This window comes from Levilactobacillus zymae DSM 19395 (assembly GCF_001434115.1).
GTDB lineage: Bacteria > Bacillota > Bacilli > Lactobacillales > Lactobacillaceae > Levilactobacillus > Levilactobacillus zymae.
In genome coordinates, this window is record NZ_AZDW01000039.1 from 73,359 (window position 1) to 96,277 (window position 22,919).

A 22,919-nucleotide genomic window follows, 5' to 3' on the forward strand; every position below is an offset into this window, starting at 1 on the left:
ATTAAGCCTTGTAAGTTTCCTTGATGGTGAAGACGGATAATGCCCCGATCGCCATGATGATACCGGCTAACAAGAACATGTTGGCTTGGGCACCACCCAATAATGGGAACAGTGCGAAGCTGGCCAGTGAAGCTACGATTTGTGGTAAGCAAATCGAGCCGTTGAACAAGCCTAAGTAAGTCCCCATGTGGGCTCCAGATAAGGCGTTGGTGACCATGGTCAGTGGGTACGTGTTCATCGCAGCCCAAGCAATTCCGACTAAGATGAAGGAAACGATCAAAGCGTATTGGTTGTGGATGAAGAACACGGAGATAAACCCAACGGCCCCTAAGCCTAAACTACCGGCGTAGCCCAACTTGTGGACGCTGTTTGGCAACTTAGCTAAGACGTAGGACCAAACCACGGCGGCAATGGATTGCACGGCGGCTAAGACCCCGTACCAGTTCCCGGCAGCTTGGTAGCCAGCGGAAGCGGCGTTGGTGGTGTTCCAAACGTTGGAGGCAATGGCCCCAGCGGAGTAAGTCCAGAGGTACTGGAAGGCGACCCAGCAGAAGAATTGAACTAAGGTAACGGTCCAGAAGACCTTCGGTGCGGACTTCAGTAACGTCCACCAGTTCCCACCGGTCGTGTTATCTTCCTTACTGATACCATGGTACTTGGCGTACGTTTCGGGATCGTATTCGTGAACCCGGAAGATGGTGAACAGACTCGTGATGACCAATAAGATGGCGCCGACGTAGAAGGCAACCTTCACGGTGTCGGGCACGACCCCTTTAACGGCCACGTTCTTCAAGCCGAAGTAGGCGAACAAGAACGGTAAGATGGCGGCTAAAACGGCCCCGGTGTTCGATAAGAAACTTTGAATCCCGTAAGCATAACTCTTCTGATCATCATTGACCATGTCCCCGACCATCATCTTGAACGGTTGCATCGCAATGTTCGATGACAAGTCCAGGAAGGCCACGGTGATGGCCCCGAAAAGTAACGCGGCGAGTGACGCGTACCCGAAGCCCATACTACCGGAGTTCGGTAACAGACACATGACGATGACCGCCACGATGGTTCCTAATGCTAAGTAAGGCAACCGCCGGCCACCTAATCTCGGTGCCCAGGTTCTATCGGAATAATAACCGACGATGGGTTGGACGATCAACCCAGCCAGTGGTGGTAAAATGAAGAACCACCCTAAACTGTTGGGGTCGGCCCCAATGGTTTGGAAAATCCGACTCATTTGCGAACTTTGTAACGTAAAGGCCGTTTGAACCCCCAGGAAACCAAAGTTAATCATCCAAATGGTGCTGGCTGATAAGTTTGGTAACCCCGTTTTGGGATTATCGACCGTGGTCGTATCTTTAGAGACAACATCTGCCATGACACAAAACCTCCTTAAACCAACTTTAACCTTAAATAATTGCTAAAACGTTGTGCCGTATCAAGCGCAACCGATTACATAAGTTATTATGGCACCGCTTTCATTTTAATGCAACCGTTTGCGCAAACTTTTTTATTAAAACTTTGGACCATTCCAATTGTTAATTGGGTGGGCTGACAATTAAAACCACCAGTCCGGTAGGCGTGAGCCAAAATCGAGCTGGTGGTTTTCTAGGATTAAATTTTTTTAGGCTTAACCTTGACGGGGGACACAGTATGCAACAATGGTTCAAACCAATTTTGGGGGTTAGGCAGTATCATCAGCTGCTCGTTACCGCAGCAGACTTACTGGAGCAACGGGTTCCGCACCCTACCGCCACACTTGCCGAAACGTGCTTTCAGGGACAGCCCACTCCGCTTAACCCCGCTAGGTACTGGCCACCGAATCGGGCTTTCAGGGGGCAACGGGTTCCGCGCCCCACTGCCACACTTGCCGAAACGTGCTTTCAGGGACAGCCCACTCCGCTTAACCCCGCTAGGATAAAAATCCAAGACCGGGATTTTCACCCTAGCGACGTTAATGCTCGTGGGCTAACCGTCCCTGACGCACTCTAATTTATAGCATACGGAATCCGGATCTGTCCCGGCGTTGGGGTGTCGATCGGTTCTCGGTCACTGAACAATAACTTCGCGGCCGCCGAGCCCATCTTTTCTGGGAATAAATCGACCGAATGTAAATCCGCGTCCGTTAGCCCCTCCGGTAACGAATGGTTAAAACTCACCACGGGGAACTTGCTGACCCCGTATTTCTCGCGGAATAACCGGTAAAATTCGATACCGTTAAAGTCGTCGGTCGCCATGATGCCGTCGATTTCCGGATGCTGGTCGATAAACGCCCGCACCCGGGTCGCATCCCCCAGCTTGCAGACCAACGGCTCGACGTTGAAGCGCGCCGCCACGCGGTCGTAACCCTCTTGTCGCTGCTGCTCGTAGGCCCAGTGGTGCCCCGACTCGACAAAGACTGGATGCTTGACGTGCAATTGGTCGAACAGGAAGGTCGCCCCGCCAATCCCGGCCTGCAAATTGTCGTTGTCGACAAAGAAGTCGTTGTGGTGTTGGTCGGGTTGCCCGATCGTGACGAACCGCAAGTGCTGTTGCCGCAGATAATCGGCAATCGGGTCATCTTGGTGCGCGTAAAACAGGATGAACCGTTTGATTTTCCCCTGAGCGACCATCGATTTCACGTTCGCCAGCAATTCTTCGGCCGTGGAACTGATGGCGACCGATAGCACGTAGTGGCGCTGGACCAATTGGGCGTTGATTCCCCGTAACAGATCAATATAGAAGGGATTTTCGGACAGGACCCGTTCCGTGTTGGGGAAGACGACCCCCACCGCGTTGGCTTCGCCCGCCGTTAAATTTTTAGCGTTGTAATTAGGTAAATAGCCCTCAGCGGCGGCCAATTTTTGAATCCGATCCCGGGTCGCCTGACTGATTCGTGGATTGTTATTTAGCGCGCGTGACGCGGTCGAGACTGAGACCCCGGCCTTAGCGGCAATATCACGGATAGTTAACATGTGTGTGCTCCTTATACCTGTACCAATTTCGTTTAGACTTAATGAACAAAGCTTACCATATTAAAATATTTCTGCAAACTGTTCTCGACCAAAAAAGGCTCAGCTGTTAATGGCTGAGCCTGGGGTTACTTTTTCGTTTCGTGGTGCCCGTTTTTCGGCGGGTTCACCGGTAACGTGGTCACAAATTGGCTGCCCTTGGGGTGGTTGTCCCGAACCGCGATGGTGCCGTGATGCAGGTCCACGATCCAGTGGGCGATAGACAGTCCCAACCCGTTGCCCCCAGTCTGACGCGAACGGGAGGTGTCGACCCGGTAGAACCGGTCGAAAATGCGGGCGCGGTCTCTGCCCGTCACCCCGATGCCTTGGTCGGCCACGATCAGTTGCCACTTGCGGCCCAGCGGTTGAGCCGTCACGGTAATGGTACTGCCCTGCGGCGAATACTTGAGGGCGTTATCGATCAGGATATTCATCAATTGGTGAATCAGGTCCTGGTCCAGCACGGCCTTAAAGGCGGGCACCGGTGCCAAGACTAACTGTTTCCCCTGACTGGCCGCGATTTCGGTGTAGGGTTCCACCGTGTGCTGCAAGAAAGCGGCGACCGCGGTCGCTTCGAAGTTCGTTTGGATGGTGTTGGAATCCGAACGCGCCAACGCTAATAGGTCGTGAGTCAGCTTCTGCAGGCGCTGACTTTCGCTATTGGCAATCGCGATGTTGGCCGCCTGGTCGATGATCTTATCGTTAGGCTTGGTCAGCAGAAATTCGAGCTTGTTTTGGATGATGGTCAGTGGCGTCCGTAATTCGTGCGCGGCGTTGCCCACGAATTCGGTCTGCCGACCCCACGACTTTAAAATCGGCCGCATGGTCAGCCGCGACATCCAGACGCTCATCAGAATCGACAACAGCCAGAAAATTCCCATGGTGATCAACATGACCCGGGTAAAGTTGCGCATGGCTGCCTTTTGGGGGTCGATGTTCTCCATGATCAACAGGTACTTGCCCGCCACCGATTTATCGTTGGTGGTCTTAGGTGCCTTAATCAATAGGGTTCGGAAATTATACTTGCCGTTGACCTTAATGGTCTTGAGTTGCCCCACTTGCGAACGGTGTAACTTAATGTTCTTCAGCGTGTCGTACCGCGACCCCAGCTGCAGTTTATTGGTAATCTTGCCCTTTTGATCATACACCAGCGTGGTGGTCATGAACGGGTGTTGGTTCTGGACGTTTCCCTGAAACTTAGTTTTGCGCTGAAACGGCTTCGGCGGGCCTTGCAGGCGGGCCGACTCTTCAACACGCAACGCCTGGTCGGTACTGGTCAGCATGGCCCGACTGAACAGGACGAAGACGATTACCCCTAAGAGGATAAAGATCAACGAAAAACCGATCAAATTACTGAGAAATAACCGCCGACGTTGCGCGCGGTTAACTTTATTGCTCATCGGGGGCCTCCACAATGTACCCGGCGTTACGAATGGTCCGCACGGACAGGTCGCTACCCGCGCGCTTCAATTCCTTACGGAGATTACTCATATAGACTTCCACCACGGACAGGCTGGTCTCGGAATCGAAGCCCCAGAGACGGTTAAAAATCTGTTCCTTGGTGATGATGGTTCCCGGATTGGCCGCCAAATAGGCCAGTAAATCAAACTCCCGCCCCTTCAGCGTCAACGGGCCACCGTTAAAGGTCGCTAAATGCTTGCTGGTGTTGATTTCCAGTTGGCCTAACCGAATAACATCACTGCTGTTCAAATGGCCGGTACGCTTCAATAACGCCTTCATCCGGGCCAGGAGTTCCTCGCGGTGGAACGGCTTGGTCACGTAATCGTCGGCCCCGTCGTTGAATCCGCGCAGCTTATCGGCAATCGTGTCCTTGGCCGTCAGAATCAAGACCGGGGTCGACACCCCCTGGCTCCGGATGTGCATTAGGAGATCCAACCCGCTTTCTCCCGGCAACATCAGATCCAAAATGATGGCATCAAAGACGCCTTGGCTGGCTAGAAATTCTCCCTGCTCACCGTCATAGGCCACCGTCGGTTCACAAATCGGCTTGATCAATTCGACGATGTCCGCGGCTAATTCCCGTTCATCTTCCACGACTAATACTTGGGCTGTTGCACTCACCAGACATTCCTCCTTTAATAATTCAACAATTAGGTGTTGGGTTAAGGGTTGCCTTAATAGGCTTATCTATGCGCCTCCGGGCCAGTCAGAAACGGGCTGGAACGGGGTGGGCACGGCTTCAAGCCCCCAAAACCGGGTCTTGAAGACCGACCTTTGTCTAGGCCGGCAAGAAACACCGGCCAACACTAGCCCATTTCCCCCCTGAGCCCATTTCTGACTGGCCCTCCAGCTTACACTGGTCATCATAGCAACTTTAATGTTTTTTAGGCAATCACCAAATCATGTTTAGCAATTCATACCATCGTTATTTCAAACTACCATTGTATATCCCGGAAACATCAACTCTAACCCAACGTATAAATATTTCCTTTATATTGACTTTTTTCGCGACTAGCGGCGTTAGCGTTGCGCGCTTCCCCGGTTTGGGGGCATTTCTCACGCTAATTGCCCGGGACCCGCTTCGATTCAATGCACCGAACGGTTCCCGTCAGCGGTCATTTCTGCGTTCCTTCCCCGGCGCCATGGCGGTTGTGCGACACTAGGTTTACGTTTCCGCTAGTTTAATCGCTGAACCGGCTAGTCATTTAAAATTATAGTCTATCTGATTAAGAATAACGGCACCTTAAGTTAATTTTGTTGTCAAAGCGCTAAGTTTCCGTGAAGATTCGGACATTGTTCAGCCCCCTACCCAAAAAGAGGGGTAAACTTTGTGCAACGTTAGTGACGTGTTATCCTAGATAGTAAACAGACAACGACCTGTGGAACCCGTTGCATTTACTCTGATTCGTCACGTAATGACCGTTGCGTCGTGAGGGCGACCAACACTTACCTGCTTTTTGAGCGCAACTAGGCCACGAGTTTAGAATTTAACGCCTATTATTTGCTAACTACGGAGGGGTTGTAATGAAACAGCATCGAGATACCCTTACGGCGCTGAGAGTCAGCCGCTGGGTATATGGGGGAGCTTTTTTGATTCCGTTCGCCATCATGGTCTTGGTCTTTTGGCACCTCAAGATCACGCCGTTTGGCCAGCGCAATCTGTTATTCAGCGACATGGGCGCCCAGTACGTGCCCATCTTGGAATACCTGCGCACAACCATTTTGAGCGGCCACTTCCACCTGTTCTCCCTGTCTCTAGGGACCGGTAGTGGCCTGATACCACTATTGACGTACTACGTGATTAGTCCGTTCAACTTATTAATCTTTTTGTTTCCAGCCGCGAAAATCACCACGGCTTTGACCTGGATCATCATCTTAAAAATCAGTACGATTGGCTTTTCCATGGCCGTCTTCCTGCGCCACGCATTTCTCAAGACGGGTTGGTCGCTGTTACTCTTCTCGACGGCCTTTAGCCTGTGTGGCTTCGTCACCATGTACTTCTATGACATGATGTGGCTGGACGCCCTAATTTGGTTGCCCATCGTGGCGTTGGGGCTGCACCGACTGGTCCACCATCACCACTTCGGCCTGTACACGGTCAGTTTGACCATCACCATCCTGTCGAACTATTATATGGGCTACATGACCTGCCTGTTCTCGGTCTTGTACTTCGTGTACCTAATCATCGAACATCAAACGACGCCCACGCCGTTCAAGACGGTCTGGCAAATGCATTGGCCGGCCATTCGCCAATTTATGATTGGGTCCGTGCTAGCCGGTGGGATGACTACAATCGTTTTACTGCCCACCGCTCTGGGAATGTTATTGACGGGCAAGAACAGCGTCATCACCCAAAACTACGCCCTGTCGCCGCTCTTTGGGCCGGAAGTCTTAGCGCAATTTGGCCCGGCCGGCAGCACCTACAGCGGACACCTGTACCACACGCCATCGGTCTTCATGGGGACGCTAATGTTCCTGCTACTGATCGTCTACTTCGTGTCGCCACGTATCCTGGCGGTGGAGAAGAAACGAACGATGTGGTTGTTACTGGCCATGGGACTCGGCCTACTGATCACGGTACTCAACACCGCTTGGCACATGTTCCAACAACCCGCCGGTTTCCCGTTTCGTAACGTCTACTTCTTCACGTTTCTGGCGATCGTCACGGCCTACCGGGCCTGGCAGACCCATCCCGCCCAGACCATGAACGACCCGCAAAAGGTCCTGGCGTTGGTCTGGGGCGCGGGGTTACTGACCATCGGGTTCGTGGCCGTCAAGATTTTACCCAAGCTTTACTATAAAATGGAACCCACCTATAACAATTCGTTGTACTTCCATAGTCAACCGGCCTTCCACCTGCTCTGGCTAGCGTTGGGCCTGCTGCTCCTCAACACCATGTTGCTGTTCATTAGTGAATGGCGGCCCGTGCGAATCGGCCTGATGGCGGTGATCATCTTTGCCGAATTAGGCGGAAGCTTCCTGGTCGGCACCCGGGGCATCGGCTTCGGGTCCCAGACCGCCTTCACCAAGGCTTACCGGGCCGATACCGGCTTGCTTAAACAGGTCGGCGCTACGAAGCCCAAACCCAATTTACACCGGGTCGAATTCTTGCATTCGACCATTAGCGAGGCCTATAAAGGCGCTTATAACCACTACAATGATCCCCTACTGTTTAACTACAACGGGATCAGCTCCTACTCGTCAACGCTGGAGGAACAGGCGCGGGTCTTCCAACACGATTTGGGCTACCTGAGTCCTAACGTGCGGCGAATCAGCCCGCAAGGCTACACCCACGTCACGGATACCCTGCTGGGCGTCAAATACCGGCTCAATTCCTACAAAACGCCGCCAATCACGCCGCTGACCACTTACGCGGGCTTCGGGTTCGCCGTGCCGGAACGGTTGGGCCGGGTCCAGCTTTACGACCAAGACGCCTTAAACAACCAGCGGAAGGTCCTGGATGCTTTGGGCGCACCGGCCAATACCCTGGCGGCCGCTTCGATCCTCAACACCACCCAACGGCGGGCCACCAAAGCCGATGCCGCTAGCATCCCCGATGGGACTAAGGCAAAGCCGGCCGGCGACTACTACTTGCAGACCATCACCCTGCGCGTCAACGCCACGGGCCTGCTCCACGGGTATTCACCAGCCGATAACATCGTGTACTCCAGCCTGAAGGTCAACGGTCAGAAGGCTAAGCCCCTGACCAACGCCGACGGGTATCGGTATATCATGAACTTCGGGCAACGCACCAAGGGCACCGTGCTGAAGATCAGTTACGTCACCGATGACCCGCGGGCCCCACAACAAAACCAGTTTGCGTCGCTCAACCAAGCCGTTTACCGAAAATTCACTAAAAAATTGGCCCAACAACGCTTCAAGTTAGGCCCAACCAGCGGCGTCTCCTGGATCTCCGGGACCGTCACGGGGACTGCTAAACGCCAATTACTTTACGTTCCGATTCCGATGACGCCCGGTTGGACGGCCAAGGTCAACGGCAAACCGGTGAAGATTCAATCCGCGATGCACGCCAAATCCCTGGTACCGGTCATCAAAAACTATCCGGGCATGATTGGGATTCCGCTTCAACGGGGTGAAAACAAGGTCACCCTGACGTACCAGACGCCTGGTTTGAAACTGGGGGCGCTGATCAGTCTGGCTAGTCTGGCCCTCTTCTTCGTTCTTTGGTTCATGTCGGAATGGCTGCGGCCATTGGAAGCCCGGCACGCCAAGCCTAAAGATTGATGGGACCCGGCGCTTCTGGGCTGCACATTAACGGTTCAAAATTTACTGATTAACTAGCAAATCCAATAAAAAAAGCCTCACCCGCAACGTTGTTTCCAACGTGACGGGTGAGGTTTTTTAAGGTCGCCCCAGCGGGTAAAACAGGCCGATAGCCACCCACATCAGGCCAATCATGACCCCCAGCGGGTCACTCAACAGACCCGCGAAGAGCCGTAAGCAGCCATCCCCAACCAGCAAGGCGATGCCGACCCAGAAGGGCCAATTCCGGTAAAATTTATGGTTAAAACTCACTCGCATAACGCGTTCCCCTACTTCCCCTTTCGGCCAACGCCCCACGATTCCGCCACTGGTGCGGGTGAGTCGTCGGCCACTAGTTCCCCGCTTAATGGTCAACATCATTGACAGGCTTATTCTACCACTTCTGCCCGCCAGACTGGTGGCTCACGACACGGCCACCCCAACTTTTCGCGGCCAACGAAAAAAGGCCCCGCGCACTGGCGAGACCCCGGTCAATTCCTAATCGTTTAATGGCCGGACCTTCGAGCGATCCTTTTGGCCCTTGGTAACTTGGTTCATGGTCAACCGTAACAGGAACGGGGCGACCAACGTGGCCAGGATGATGGCCGCCACGATGGCCGAATAGCGGACCGGTGACATCAGCTTGGCCTGGTACCCGATCTGGGCAATGATCAACGCCATTTCGCCCCGCGAGACCATTCCGGCCCCGACCGCCGTGGAACTGAGCCACGAAAAACCGGCCAACTTGGCGCCCCCACCGGCCCCGACCAGCTTGGAGACCACGGCCACGACCGTCAGGACCAGGATAAAGCCGAGTTGCTTCCCCAGCCCGTTAAAGTCCATGTTCAAGCCGATGCTGACGAAGAAGACGGGGATAAACACCGCGTAGCCCACCGGTTCGATGTGCCGGTCGACCGTCGATTTCACGGACGTTTGGGAGATGGCGATTCCGGCGAAGAAGGCCCCCACCACGTCGCTTAGACCCACCAATTCGGCCACGTAGGCCATCCCAAAACACAGGATGATGGCCATCAGGGTCTCGCCCATCGGAATCATCAGGCGTTTACCCATCTTGGCCATGTACGGTGCCAGCCACTTGACCACGAAGTAGATGGCCGCGAAGTACACGACCTGCATCAGCGTGGTCACCAGCAAGTTACCGGAGGTGTGCCCGCCGACCGCGGTGCCGGTGGTCGAGACCAACACACTCAAGATGATTACGGCCAACACGTCGTCGACCACGGCGGCCCCCAAAATGGTGGTCCCCTCCCGGCTATTCAGCGCGTTCATTTCCTTTAAAACTTCCACCGAGATGGACACCGACGTAGCCGCAAAAATTACGCCCAGAAAAAGGCTTTCCGTCAACGGTAAATGGTACAATTCCGCGACCCAAAACGTTCCCAAGACCGGGACGATGACGCCTAAAATGGCAACGAACACACTGGGCTTCAGATAGCGTTTCAACAGCTGCAGGTCACTTTCCAGTCCCGCGATAAACATCAAGACGATGACCCCGATTTCGGCGAAGCCCTCTAAGTTGTGCGTCAGGTGTAACCAGCCCAACATGGCCGGCCCCAAGACGATGCCCACTAATAATTGGCCAATCACTGCTGGAATCCCAATGCGCGTACTAAAGTGTCCGACAATGGTGGTTGCCAGTAAAATCAAGGTTAAATTTCCTAATAGTTCCATATTGGCCCTCCTTTTGGACACAAAAAAAGCGTCCACTTCTCCCGTGGTCGCCCAACCCAAGGCTAACCCCATTCTTGAAAAGCAGTCGCTTCAACCCGTTTATAATATTCTAGTAAGTATATCTGGTTTACTGGGTGAACGCAACCCCCGCGACTCCGCTAAGAAAATTAGCCGTGCGAACTAAATCTTAACTACCGATTAACGACCAATCGTGTTAAACTAATAACGATTAACGAGATTGTGAGGTGACGCGGATGAAGTGGCTCGAAGCGAATATTGTCGTCATTATTTGGTCTGTCATTTTCGGTGAAGTGATCGGGTACGTGGGTCAATCATTGGAACAGATGCCTTATAAGCCTATGCAATTAGGCGTGACGATGGCCATCGTTGCCCTTATCGCGGTCAATGGGATCGCGTTACTGGCACGTAGCGATAAGAAGTCTGCGAAGAACTAGAGCAATTCGCCGCTGCTCAACTTTAGGGTTGAGGAACTCCGGATAACTAAAAACGACCGCAAAGCCCGCCGGTTTTGCGGTCGTTTTGTGTTGACCCGAGCTTTACAGTCGCCCGCTTCGAATCGGCTCGTTGCTGACGGCGCCAGTCCGGTAGCGTTTAAACCAGGCTGACCCGAATTATTCCTATAAAAATACGTTTCACGGAAGGAAGTTTCTTTGTGCAACTTGGTCAATTAACCGCTCAAATTATCCTGATGTTTGGCCTGATGCTGATTGGGGTGCTGATCAACAAGTGTCACTTCATGCACGCCCAAACCGCCAACGACCTGACCAACATCTTACTCTACGTGGTCTCCCCTTGCCTGATTATCGGGGCCTTCGAACAGCCCTTTTCGGGATCGCGGATGCACCAATTTCTCCTAGCCGCCGCGGGCACCTTCATCTGGTACGTCGTGGTCACCCTGCTGGCCTGGTTGATCTTTGGCCACCTCAGTGACCCCAACCTGCGACGCATCACCCAGTACGGCAGCATCTATTCCAACGCCGGCTTCATGGGGATTCCCCTCATCAGTGCCTTATTCGGCAGTACCGGGGTCTTCTACGCCGTGGTCGCCCTCGCCGGTTTCAACCTGTTCAGTTGGACGCTGGGCGTGCGTTTATTTCACGCGCCGGCCGACCACCAGTACCGCCAAGTCCTGTTAAATCCCAACATCATCGCCATCGTGGTCGGCCTGTTACTCTTTGTCAGCGGCTGGCACCTGCCCGGGACGCTGAACCATATCGTGACGGCGGTCGGGTCGGTCAACACCCCGTTGTCGATGATCGTGATTGGCAATAGCCTGGCCCAGATTACTCTCAGCCGCCAGATGCTCAATCCCTGGTTAGGCTTAACGTTACTGTTGCGCAACCTGATTTTTCCGTTGGTGGGCGCCGGCATTCTGACGCTACTTGGCGTTAGTGGCATTGCCTACACCACCACGTTGATCATGATTGCCTGCCCGGTCGCCGGCATCGTGGTCCTCTTCACCCTACAGATTCACGCCGACGCCGCGCCGGCCATCGCCGTGATGAGTCTCTCGACGATTCTCAGCCTCCTGACCATCCCCCTGGTGGTCGCACTGGGTGGACACTAATGATTAACGTCAATTCCCCCGCTACCCTAAGAGGTGGCGGGGGAATTTTGTGATCTAGCGGCGTAAAAGCTCGGTCAGACTAAACGCGATATTTTCAGTGTTTTGCTGAATCGCCGTTACAATCTGGTGCTGAGCTAACGCGGTGACTAACCGCTGTAACCGCCGTTCTAACTCCGGCCCACACCCCGCCTGCACCAGCCAGGTCCCCAGCGTGAGATAGATTGACCGGAAGTTAAGAATCATCAGGGGATATACCGAATTTTGTGAGAGTGCCGCCAGTTCGTGATAGAATTCAAACGTTTTTAGGGCCTTAGCGGTCGGCGTCTCCGCCAGTTGAATCTGGGCAAACCGACGTTCCAGCGCCCGAAACGACGTGACTGGCGCACACTGGCGCAACATGTCGTTTTCGATCAGTTGGCGGACGCGGAAAATGGATTTTAACATGGCGGGATGGTAGTTGCCCCCGTCAAAGTTGATGATGACGTTCAAGGTCTCCAGGTTCCCGTTGCGTTCATAGTCGGCCACAAAATTACCCTGTCGCGGTCGAACTTCGATAAACCCTAGGCGCATCAACTCCTGTAATCCCCGGTTCACGACCGAACGACTGACCTGTAAAGTGGTCGCTAGGTCCCGCTCGCTGGGTAATTTTTCATGAACGGCGAGTTGGCCGGTCAAAATCAGCCGTTCGACTTGCTGCACCAGCTGCTCCGTCTCCGTGACCGCTTGAATGGCTTCAAATTTCATCGTGTCGTCTCCTTTAGCGTGGACTCTGGTTGAACCAGAGTCCACGACCCAATTAGTCGGTTAAGTCGAGTATACACGTTGTGAATGCGTTTACAAAGTTGGCCTTAGCCGAAATAATGAAGGTGTTCCGCAAATGCTATTACCGTTTAAGGAGGTCATCTTTTGAAAACAGACTACGATGTCATCGTGATTGGTGCCGGTAACGGTGGGCTGGCCGCGGCCGTCACCGCTGCTAAGCTCAACCACAAAGTACTATTGGTCGAACGCCACAACTTGCCGGGCGGTGCCGCAACGAGTTTTACCAGGGGCCGATTTGAATTTGAACCGTCCCTCCACGAACTCGCGGGTTACGGTCCTCAAGACAATCCCGGCAATATTCGCCAATTCTTTGACTGGGCCGGCATCGACGTTCAATTTCACGCCGTGCCCGACGCCTACCGCATGATCAATACCGGCAAAGATAAGCTAGATATCCGCATGCCGACCGGAATTCAGAATTTCATGACCACGCTAATTCAAGCCGTTCCGGGCAGCCAGGCTAGTGTGCAAGCATTTTTCAAAATCGCTATTGAAAATGCTCAGGTATTCGCTCAACTTTCGGCCCACCCCGAGGCCCTTGACCCGGCCACGTTAGCCACCCAGCATCCCCTGTTCGCCAAGTACGGCCACCAGCCCTACCAACGGGTGCTCCAGGCCCTCGACATGCCAGCCAAGGCCCAAGAGATCTTGCTCGCCTACTGGTGCTACATCGGAATTCCTAGTGACGAGTTCGAGTTCGCCTACTTCGCTTCCATGCTGGTCTCATACGTCACCTATTCCGCCTACATTCCCCAAAACCGGTCCCACGAAATTTCCAGTGCTCTGGTCCAAGCGTTGCAGGCTAACGGCGGAACGGCCTGGTTCAATACCGAGGTCACGCAACTCTTGACCGCCGAAGGGGCCGTTGTCGGCGTTCAAATCGGCGACCGAAAGCTCTACGCCCACGAGGTGATTGCCGACCTCTTACCGGATACCGTCTACAGTCACCTGCTGCCCGCCGAAATGGTGCCGACCACGGAACTCAAAAAAGCCAACGCTCGTGAGCTCGGGACCAGTGGTTTTCTGGTCTATCTTGGCCTGAACCGCTCCGCGACCGAACTAGGCATCCACGATTACAGTACCTTCATCGCCCGCGATTGGGATACGCGACACCAGTTCGCCGGGATGCACCAATTGCACGGCAACGATTTCATGATCATGAACTGCCTCAACGTTGCTAACCCGACTTGTTCCCCCGCCGGAACTTCCATTCTATACGCCACGCAACTCTTCTTTGGCGATAGTTGGGACCAGGTCCGCCCCCAAGACTATCCGCACTTGAAGACCCAGTTGGCACGGGATGTCATTACCCGCTACGAACAGGCGACCGGCGTGCACATCCAGGACAGCATTGAAGAAATCGAAGTCGCCACGCCCGTGACCTTTGCGCGCTACCTCCGCGCTCCGGAAGGCGATATTTACGGTTATTACGGTCAGCCCTGGGATCAAATGGTCGCCCGGTCACTAACGGCGGCCCAAGAAGACGAACCCCTGCCCCACCTGCATTTCTGTGGCGGCGCGGGCCACATGCTTGACGGCTACAGTTCCGCCTACGCTTCCGGCCAGTTTGCGGCGCGTCAAGCCAGTCACAATCTACAAAAGGAGGTCCTTTAAATGGCTCAAGATACGTTAGAACAACTACTCATCGACCGACAACGCCACATCGCTGCTGGCGCCACCACCCCACTACCGACCCAGTATCCGGTCAATCAACTGGCGGCGGCCCTGCATCCGGAAACCCAATACTTAAAAATCACCAAGGTCGTCACCCACGACGCCACCGCGCGTAGCTTTTACCTGGCACCCGACCCCACCAAGGGGACTCAGCACCTCGCCTATTTTCAGGCCGGTCAATACCTCTCGGTGCGCATCACCATTGACGGCAGCGTCGTGACCCGGCCCTACGCCATTCGTTCCGCCCCGCAATCGGCCCTCAACGACGAATACATCCTGACGATCAAACGCGTTCCGCAGGGCTTCGTGACGCCCTACATCTTCAACCATTGGCGGGTCGGGACCACCGTTACCGCCTCGGCACCCATGGGCACCCTGACCATTAATCCGCTCCGCGATCAATCCCATATCGTCGCGATTGCCGGCGGAAGTGGCATCACGCCATTTTACGCCATGGCCAGCGCCATTCTGGACGGGACCGAAGACGCCGATTTGACCATCCTCTACGGGAGTCGGGACCATCACCACATCTTATTGGGCGACGAACTCAACGCGATTAGCACCCAGACGGACCGGGTCCACCTGGTCAACGTTTTAAGTGACGAAGACTATCCCGGTTACGAAACGGGCTTCATTACCGCCGACGTGATTCGCCGTCACCTGCCTGCGGGGCCCGTTTCAGTCTTCATTTGTGGACCCGATGCCCTGTACCAATTCGCTCAAAAAGAACTCACGGCGTTCAACCTGCCTGCCGGGCGGATTCGCCACGAACTCAGCGGTAATTACGGCGACCCGCGGCAGGCCCCCGACTACCCTGACTCCCCCGCCAACGCGTCGGTTCAGACCTTCCGCCTCACCGTCAGTGTTCGGGGCCAAACGCAAACCATCCCCGCTCGTGCCGATGAATCCGTCTTAACGGCCATGGAACGGGCGGGCATTCACGCCCCTTCGGCTTGTCGGAGCGGCGAATGTGGCGTCTGCCGGGCGCGCGTGGTCAGTGGCCAACTGTTCGTCCCTAACCAAGATGATCACCGACGGCTGGCCGACAAAACCTACGGGTACGTGCATACCTGTCTGGCCTTTCCACTTAGTGACTGCGAACTCGATGTTCCGGTCCACGCCCTCGCCAATCAGTTTGGCTAGGTTAGTGTTTCAAAAAGAAGCTGTCGAAAATGACTATCGACAGCTTCTTTTTACTAACTTATTTTAAATGGTTTTAGGCCCTTCCGGCCGCTCGTTATTGCGAATCTGATTCTTGATGGCGTTCATGTCGTGGTCCAACTCGTGAACCAGCTTAGCCTTCTCCAGTAACTCTTGTTTGAGTTCCGCTTGGTGGGAAATCTGCTTTTTATAGTTTAATTCGTGTTCGAGTGACGCCCAGAAATTCATGGCAATCGTGCGAATTTGGACCTCCACTTTGACCTGAATCGTCCCCGCCGCCAGAAAGACCGGCACCGCTAAAATCAGGTGCAGGCTGCGGTAACCGTTGGGTTTGGGGTGGGTAATGTAATCCTTACGCCGCAAAATTCGGATATCCGGCTGACAAGCTAACCGCTGCTCCATGGCCTGGATATCGTCTTCGAAACGCACGATGATCCGAATTCCGGCGATGTCGTGCATGTCGTTGGGCAGGGTATTCAAATTAAAGTCGAAGTGCTTACGTTGGACCTTTTCCAGGATACTTTCGGGCGACTTGATCCGCGATTGCAGGCTATCGACCAGGCTATGGCCGTTTTGAATCTGGTATTCCTGGTCGAGGTAGCGAATCTTGGTGCGCATCACCTGAATGGCGCTCCGGTAGTTCAACATCAGTTGCCGAAATTGATCGATGGCCTGTAACGACGTGGGGTCGTTGACGAAGGCCGCGGGTAAATTTTCTTTGGGTGTTTCCTCAGTCATGACTTAATCTCCTAAGCCCGTTGCCGCCAATGGCGAATTTCGGGAACCAGCCACCACAGCAACAGAAAGTTTAATAGTAAGGTTAGCGCGGTAAAGGTAAAGACGCCGCTGTAATTGAACCAGTTGGCAATCACCCCACCCAGCAGGGAACCCAGCATGCTCCCCAGGGCCTGAAACGACTGATTCCAACTAAAGACGGTTCCCGTCAGCTCCTGCGGCGAGTTCTTGGTCAACATGGTCTGCACCACCGGGAACAGTGCCCCGTCGGAAATCCCGATCATGAACCGAAAGACCCCCAGCAACCAAACGCTGGTAATGAACCCCTGCGGAAAGTACATCAAGACCGCGAACACGTACCCGAAGATCAGCACGCGCTGGGTCCCCCGCCGGTCGCCGTATTCCCCCAACTTCGGGGCGGAGAGCAGCGTCGAAATCCCGGGTAACGCCGCGATGATCCCGGCGACCACGGTCACCGGTCCGGCGTCGTGCATCAACTGCCGCACATACAGACTGATAATCGGGGTAATCGAATTATTCCCCATCTGGATAATCATGGTCGACGTCAGCAGGACCAGGATCAACGTCGGGTTCTTAAAGGACTTTAGCACAGGACCGCGTTGGGCTTGCTGGTCGCGGGTGACGGGTTGGAAATGCTCGTGGACCATCGTGGCACTCAGGGTGAACACGATCAGTAACAGAATCCCGGTCAGCACGAAGGTCCAGCGAATCGTAAAGACCTGGGCGAGAATCCCACCTAGAACCGGGCCAATCAAGTTACCACTGACGTACCCCGTGGTCAGGACCCCCAGCGCTCGGCCACTCTGTTTGCGCGGCGTTTCCGCGGCGACCAGCGCACTGGCGTTGGGGATGTACCCGGCAAAGAGGCCCTGCAAGAATCGCAGCCCAATCAGTTGCCAGACGTTGGTGACGAACCCCATGGCGCCAATCACCACGGCCATCCCCAGCGACGACCGCAGCAGCATGAGTTTGCGCCCTTTACGGTCCGCTAACCGCCCCCAGACGGGTGAGATGAGGGCAATCACTAAGAAGGTGACCGCGTACGTCACCCCGCTGTACATGGTCAGCTGGCCCTTGGTAAAGGTCCCCAAATCATCCACGTACAACGACAAAAACGGCATAATTTCACTGAAGCCCATGCCGGCAATAAAAGTTCCCAACCACAATACGGCCAGGTTGCGTCGCCAGGCTTCCTGTTGATGCATTCCCACGAGCGTCCTCGTCCTCCTTCTCTATCCTACAAGGCCGCCGCCTGACTTGTAAACTAATTTAACAGGTCTGTGAGCGGTCGTTTCATAAAATCACTAATAATGATTAGTGTAGCATAGTCCCCAATCCACCGGTCAAAAAAAGGGCCTCCGACCAGCGTCGCAGACCCGTTGTTCCTAATTATTTTCCGTAGACCCCAATCACCAGCGCGATAATCAAAATGATGAGCACCGTGGTGGTAATGGCCACGTAGAGGTGATCCTTTTCCTTATAAAAGGCGTAGATCGACACGATCACCCGTAAGACCGGCGTCAAAATCAGACAATAGACGCCCAGCATCATGATGGCAAAGGGTTTCAGTTGCCAGGTGCCCAGTAGAATGGCCCCCATGTGTAACGGCATCGTGGACCCCGGGTAACCGGAGTGTCCGGTCGCCAAAAACATGACTAACCCGATGGCCATGACTACCGCCGAGAAGATCACCCCGACCTGTAAGATCCGGCCAATAATCGTTTCAACTTGCGCCATTTCCCGCGCCGTCGTTGGTTTATCTGCCATTAGAAGTGAACCCCCAATCCCTTAAACACCATCTGACCGCCAATGTAGAGCAGAATCGGAATAAACGCGATACGAATCCACCGCGACGGCAGAATCTGCATGATTCGCGATCCCACCACGGCCCCGACTAGAATTCCCAACGCCATCGGCACCGCAATGGTGGGTAAAATCGACCCGTTGAAGAAGTAGACCGTGGCACTGGCCGCCGCGGTGACCCCCATCATCAGGTTCGACGTTGAACTCGACGGCTTTAACGGCATCTTCATGAAGGTATCCATCGCCATGACCTTAAAGGCCCCGGACCCAATACCCAACAGGCCACTGGCGACACCGGCCCCGAACATCACGGAGAACCCGGCCGGGACGTTTTCGACCTGATAGTCGACATCCTTCATTTCGGCCTTGTCATAGTACGAGCCGTTTAATTTAAGCTTGGTCGCGATTTTATCCGGTTCGACCCGCTGTAAGACTTCCTGACCGCGTCGGAGCTTGCGGTACATGTTCCAACTTGAAAATACCAGCAGGCAACCAAACAATAAATACAGGTACTTGGGGTCCAACACGCCGGTCAGTAGCGCCCCGACGATGGCCCCGATGGTGGTCGCAATTTCCAAGAACATGGCCACCCGTAAGTTCAGGACATTGTCGCGCAGATACGCAATGGTCGAGCCCGAACTGGTCGCAATAACGGCGATGATGCTGGCCCCGATGGCGTATTTGATATTTAACCCCATTCCCAGGGTAAGGATGGGGGTGATGATCATCCCGCCACCGATTCCCAGAATCGCCCCGGCAATCCCGGCGAAAATTCCGACCCCTAACATGATTAAGGCAGTTTGTCCCATGAGTTGATCCTCCTCGATTCGTTTCTTAACAACTTTGATTATCAACTTTTCCGGAGTTGGGGGCAAGCCGGACTACTCGCACTAAGGCGGTCAACTTGTTTAAGTTACACAAAGTAAAGCGTTGATTTTATCGCATCGGTTAGTGTCAAATGCACTGCATGTGAATTAAAGATTAAACTATTACTTTTCGTTCAAGCCATTGCCGTCCCCCCGTTTTCCGTTCAAGAATCCCACCAGGTTCCCCAAGTAACCGATTCCACCTCAAAACGGCATTGCCATACTTAAAAAATATGGCAATGCCGTTTAATTTGTATTTAGCATATAGAATTCAACTAGGGCCTGTCTTAAAACTCAATCACCGATTTAACCGACCACCCATTACCCTTTGCCGAAAAGAACCCAGTTTAGTTATTGTTATAACTCATGTGAGCTGGAGGACCCGTCAGAAATGGGCTCAGGGGGGAAATGGGCTAGTGTTGGCCGGTGTTCTTTGCCGGCTCGAACCTCAGACACAGGTCGGTCTTCAAGACCTGCCCTGTAGGCTTGAAGCCGTGCCCACCCAAAACCCGTTTCCGCCCATTTCTGACTGGCCCGGAGGCACTGAATACTCTAAATTAGTCTTTTAAGACAGACTCTAGGCCAGACGCCCTAGTAACTGTCGATAAACCGTTGGAGCAGCGGACTAGGCGTCACCTGTTCCGGCCAGACCAATTTCAGCGTCGTGCGCCAAGGGCGGTACCGAATCGGCCGAATGCTGGTTTGGACCCCACTCCCCTGGTCCGCCACGGACTGGGGCACGATGGCCACGCCCATTTGCGCGTCGGCCCACTGGACCGCGGTCCGCGCGTCGTCACAGGTGCACGCGATAAACGGCGCGATACCCTTCTGCTGAAACGTCGTCTGAAACAGGTTCTCGAACCGGCGGTAGATGATCAGGGGTACCGTCGCCAGGTCTTCGACTTGGATGGTCGCCCCCGCAAAATGATCGTACTTGTGTGGCACCACGGCCACCATGGCCTCGGACTTCAATTCCTTACTGGCCAAGTGCGGACCGGTAAAGGGCGTGCGCACAATGGCCACGTCGATCAACTGCTTTTCCAAGCGGTCGATCAGGCCGTAGGTGTTGTCCTCAAATAACCGAATCTGCACCTTGGGATAGTGGCGCGTGAGGGTCCGTAACTTCGCGTTCGGCGTGGCGCCAATCGACGACGAGATCACGCCGACCGATAGGACCCCCGCCAGTCCCTGTCCCAACGAGCGTACCTGGCTGTCCGCACGGTTCCGCAGGTCGATCAGTTGTTGCGCATAGTCGCGTAACAATTGACCGGCCGGCGTCAGACTGGTGCCGCTAGACGTGCGGTGCAGGAGTTGGACCCCCAGGTCGGCCTCCAATTGTTTGAGTTGGTAACTTAAGGGCGGCTGGGCCATGTGGAGCTGTTGGGCGGCCGCCGTGATTTGCCCCGCGTTCGCCACGGCTAAAAAGTATTCGAGTTGCCGAAAATTCACGAAATGACCTCCTTACTGTAGACCAGCGTCACGGGCATCAGCGGCCTGGCTGACCCGCCGACGCTTCTTGGTCGGAGATTTTTCGGGGACGTTTTCTTGCAGGAGATACTGCCGAATCAACAGAACAATCTGCTTATTTTGTGGCAGATCCGAGTGGGTGGTATCGTCCCCCGTCACGGTGATCTGGGTGTAGTGCGCCACGTGATGCTGGAACACGTACTTCCCCTGGTTGACACTGTTGGCGGGCACGGTCCCGTCGCTGGAATAGTTTTCGGTCCCGGCCACCGAGTACACCGTCAGCTTCTTGGGGAGCTTGCTGCGCCCGGCAATCAGTTCCTTTAACATGTCGGTGCGCGTGGTGGTGCTATCGGATTCCATGTTGTAGGGCGTGGCGATGGTCATCAACCGGTCGATCGTCACGTTGGGCGTTTGGGCGAAGTATTTTTCCAGGAAGAGACTTAAAATCAGGCCCCCGTTGGAATGTCCCAGCGCCGAGAAATGGTTGAAGTGGTAGGTCTTGACCAGCGCTTTAAACGCCACGTTCAACCACTGCGCCTGCTTATTAATGTTCGAATAACCGTCGTGATTATTTTCAAAAGCAATCACGATAAACGGTTGGTTGTCCCCTCGCCGAATACTCCCGGTGTAGGACAACTGACCGTTGGTAGCGACCTTGACCTTCAACACGCTGTGCGCGGTCTTGGTTTCCTCACGCAGCTGGGTAATCAGGGTATCGAAACGGTCCTGACTGGCACTAGACCCCGGCACCATGATGGTGGGATCTAGCGGTGTCCGATAATTCGTTTTATAGTGGGCGACCCGTTGGTGCAGCCACAGCACGCTGGGAATGAAGATGGCTAAAACCAAGACGATGGCCAGGCCCCCGAGGGTTAGTTTACGCCGCATCGTCGGTCGCCTCCTGATCGGTTTGATTTAAGAGTTTGACGAACGGCAAATAGATCAGCACGGAAACCGTCAAACACACCAGACTCAAGATTAACGCGCGCCAATCGCCGCCGGTCCCCAGGTAGGCCATCAACGGCCCCGGCGTGGTTCGCGGCATCGGGTAGGCCATCGGCGGCACCAGTTTCCAGGTAATGGCGCACCAGGCCAGCATGATGTTCACGGCCGGCGCCACCAGAAACGGAATCAACAAAATGGGATTATAGAGTACCGGTAACCCCAGCAGTGTTGCGTTATTGAGGTTTACCAAGTTCGGTAAAAACGTCTGCGTGGCGATACGCCGGTAATGGACCTGTCGCGACCCCAGCCAAATGGCGATGATCAACGCCAGGGTCATGCCGGCACCCCCGAAGTTGGCGTAGGCGTCGCCCAAAGTATGCAGGGTCACCGGATACGGCGCGTGCCAGACGGAGCCGTGTTGCACCGCGGCCGCCAGGTTCTGCAGCGAGCGCACCGAATTGTTCCCGGCTAAGCCCACCGGCCCAATCAGGCCCAACCACCACATCAGGTTGTTAAAGGTGGTCACGGCCAGAATCATGATGCCGTAATGCCCTGGATTGGTGATCAGGGCGTTGGTCCCTAGATAGACTAGGCCGTTCAGCCCACCTTCCGATAGCCAGCTCAGGCCGTAGCCAATCATGACGTTGATGACCAGCACGACCACTAGCGCCCACGCCACCCGACCGGTCAGGGTCAGGCGTTCGAACCAACGCCATCTGGTAGTTTTCGCCAACAACTTGCTGACGAACCAGCCAACGCTCAGTCCCACGATGATGGCCAGGAAGATGCCTTGGGGGCCCAAATTATTCTCCATGAATTGGGCGCCCTGTTCCCCGGCTCGTTTGGTCTGGTCAAGCGCCTCGTAATTGACGTTCAACGTCAAAAAGGCCAACGCACTCACTAACCCCACGGCTAGCCCACTGCGTTTATAGGTCAAGGCCAGAAAGTATCCGGTCGCAAACGCCACGATCACCGCGACCACGTTGTTGACCACTAGGCCCATGACCTGAAAGGCCCCCTGCCACAGGTCGAGCCCGGGGAGCCATTTACCAATGTGATAGATTTGAAAGAAAAAGCCGTTGGTCGTTAAGCAACTTTGCCCAATGGCACTGATTAAAGTCATCACTAAAATAAACGGGTACGTCACCCGCAAGGCTTGCTTAATCACCCGCATCGCCCGCCAGTGACCGACTCGTTGGTTAAAACGCCAGAGTGCTTGCATCGAATTCCCCCTACTTCCGTCTTCAAATTCATTATACGTGCTTGACCGCCAGCTAGGGATTAAACGCCTCATAAATTTATTTATACTTTAAGGAATCTAGCTCTAGTTAGACTCGTCGTCCGGTACTCAGGGGCTCAACGCTGGGCCTTATGGCAAACTAAAAAGAGTTTGGGACATAAGTCCCTAAATTCCAGTAGTTAAAAATTGGTCCTAGA

19 protein-coding genes are annotated in these 22,919 nt (G+C 54.4%); 5 read left to right on the forward strand and 14 right to left on the reverse strand.

Annotated features, from left to right (window positions below; genetic code table 11):
* Position 1: 1 nt before the first annotated feature.
* The 4 genes from FD38_RS09910 to FD38_RS09930 form a co-directional block, all read right to left on the reverse strand.
* Positions 2–1,372 (reverse strand): SLC45 family MFS transporter, encoded by a 1,371-nt coding sequence (locus FD38_RS09910; RefSeq protein ID WP_057733774.1) that lies wholly within the window; start codon positions 1,370–1,372, stop codon positions 2–4.
* Between the two features lie 610 nt (positions 1,373–1,982).
* Positions 1,983–2,948, reverse strand: a complete 966-nt coding sequence (locus FD38_RS09920) for a LacI family DNA-binding transcriptional regulator (protein WP_057733777.1) — start codon at positions 2,946–2,948, stop codon at positions 1,983–1,985.
* 125 nt (positions 2,949–3,073) lie between these two features.
* Entirely contained in the window at positions 3,074–4,384 is a 1,311-nt protein-coding gene (locus FD38_RS09925) for a sensor histidine kinase (RefSeq protein ID WP_057733779.1), read from the reverse strand.
* A complete protein-coding gene (locus FD38_RS09930; RefSeq protein ID WP_057733781.1) occupies positions 4,374–5,066 on the reverse strand; it encodes a response regulator transcription factor in 693 nt (230 codons plus the stop codon). Before FD38_RS09930 ends, FD38_RS09925 begins: the two co-directional genes overlap by 11 nt.
* Before the next feature lie 903 nt (positions 5,067–5,969).
* On the opposite strand from FD38_RS09930, the gene FD38_RS09935 reads away from it, so the two are divergent.
* Positions 5,970–8,690, forward strand: coding sequence for a YfhO family protein (locus FD38_RS09935; RefSeq protein ID WP_057733782.1), 2,721 nt, complete (start codon positions 5,970–5,972; stop codon positions 8,688–8,690).
* Positions 8,691–8,807: 117 nt separating this feature from the next.
* Here FD38_RS09935 and FD38_RS09940 read toward each other — a convergent pair whose 3' ends face one another.
* Together FD38_RS09940 and FD38_RS09945 are read right to left on the reverse strand one after the other, a co-directional pair.
* Positions 8,808–8,987 (reverse strand): hypothetical protein, encoded by a 180-nt coding sequence (locus FD38_RS09940; protein WP_057733784.1) that lies wholly within the window; start codon positions 8,985–8,987, stop codon positions 8,808–8,810.
* Positions 8,988–9,206: 219 nt separating this feature from the next.
* Positions 9,207–10,400: a cation:proton antiporter gene (locus FD38_RS09945; protein WP_057733786.1), complete on the reverse strand. Its 1,194-nt coding sequence runs from the start codon at positions 10,398–10,400 to the stop codon at positions 9,207–9,209.
* A 254-nt stretch (positions 10,401–10,654) separates the two neighbouring features.
* Here FD38_RS09945 and FD38_RS09950 point away from each other — a divergent pair, with 254 nt between their 5' ends.
* Both FD38_RS09950 and FD38_RS09955 read left to right on the forward strand, forming a co-directional pair.
* Complete coding sequence (locus FD38_RS09950; protein WP_057733788.1) at positions 10,655–10,855, forward strand: YjzD family protein; 201 nt, start codon at positions 10,655–10,657, stop codon at positions 10,853–10,855.
* A gap of 218 nt (positions 10,856–11,073) precedes the next feature.
* Complete coding sequence (locus FD38_RS09955) at positions 11,074–11,988, forward strand: AEC family transporter (protein WP_057733789.1); 915 nt, start codon at positions 11,074–11,076, stop codon at positions 11,986–11,988.
* A 54-nt stretch (positions 11,989–12,042) separates the two neighbouring features.
* On the opposite strand, the gene FD38_RS09960 is transcribed toward FD38_RS09955, so the two are convergent.
* Positions 12,043–12,732, reverse strand: a complete 690-nt coding sequence (locus tag FD38_RS09960; protein ID WP_057733791.1) for a FadR/GntR family transcriptional regulator — start codon at positions 12,730–12,732, stop codon at positions 12,043–12,045.
* A 162-nt stretch (positions 12,733–12,894) separates the two neighbouring features.
* Here FD38_RS09960 and FD38_RS09965 point away from each other — a divergent pair, with 162 nt between their 5' ends.
* Together FD38_RS09965 and FD38_RS09970 are read left to right on the forward strand one after the other, a co-directional pair.
* The gene (locus tag FD38_RS09965; RefSeq protein WP_057733793.1) at positions 12,895–14,424 is read left to right on the forward strand and encodes a phytoene desaturase family protein; all 1,530 of its coding nucleotides are present in this window, start codon (positions 12,895–12,897) and stop codon (positions 14,422–14,424) included.
* Complete coding sequence (locus FD38_RS09970) at positions 14,425–15,627, forward strand: iron-sulfur cluster-binding domain-containing protein (protein WP_057733795.1); 1,203 nt, start codon at positions 14,425–14,427, stop codon at positions 15,625–15,627.
* 63 nt (positions 15,628–15,690) lie between these two features.
* Here FD38_RS09970 and FD38_RS09975 read toward each other — a convergent pair whose 3' ends face one another.
* The 7 genes from FD38_RS09975 to FD38_RS10005 form a co-directional block, all read right to left on the reverse strand.
* The gene (locus tag FD38_RS09975) at positions 15,691–16,383 is read right to left on the reverse strand and encodes a GTP pyrophosphokinase (protein WP_057733796.1); all 693 of its coding nucleotides are present in this window, start codon (positions 16,381–16,383) and stop codon (positions 15,691–15,693) included.
* Between the two features lie 11 nt (positions 16,384–16,394).
* Positions 16,395–17,606, reverse strand: coding sequence for an MFS transporter (locus tag FD38_RS09980; protein ID WP_057733798.1), 1,212 nt, complete (start codon positions 17,604–17,606; stop codon positions 16,395–16,397).
* Between the two features lie 184 nt (positions 17,607–17,790).
* Positions 17,791–18,168, reverse strand: coding sequence for a DUF1634 domain-containing protein (locus FD38_RS09985; RefSeq protein ID WP_057733800.1), 378 nt, complete (start codon positions 18,166–18,168; stop codon positions 17,791–17,793).
* On the reverse strand, positions 18,168–19,013 hold the full coding sequence (locus tag FD38_RS09990; RefSeq protein WP_057733802.1) for a sulfite exporter TauE/SafE family protein: 846 nt from the start codon (positions 19,011–19,013) through the stop codon (positions 18,168–18,170). Before FD38_RS09990 ends, FD38_RS09985 begins: the two co-directional genes overlap by 1 nt.
* A gap of 648 nt (positions 19,014–19,661) precedes the next feature.
* Positions 19,662–20,519, reverse strand: coding sequence for a LysR family transcriptional regulator (locus FD38_RS09995; RefSeq protein ID WP_057733804.1), 858 nt, complete (start codon positions 20,517–20,519; stop codon positions 19,662–19,664).
* Between the two features lie 12 nt (positions 20,520–20,531).
* Entirely contained in the window at positions 20,532–21,425 is an 894-nt protein-coding gene (locus FD38_RS10000) for an alpha/beta hydrolase (protein WP_057733806.1), read from the reverse strand.
* Positions 21,415–22,704 (reverse strand): PTS transporter subunit EIIC, encoded by a 1,290-nt coding sequence (locus tag FD38_RS10005; protein WP_057733808.1) that lies wholly within the window; start codon positions 22,702–22,704, stop codon positions 21,415–21,417. Before FD38_RS10005 ends, FD38_RS10000 begins: the two co-directional genes overlap by 11 nt.
* Positions 22,705–22,919 lie beyond the last annotated feature (215 nt).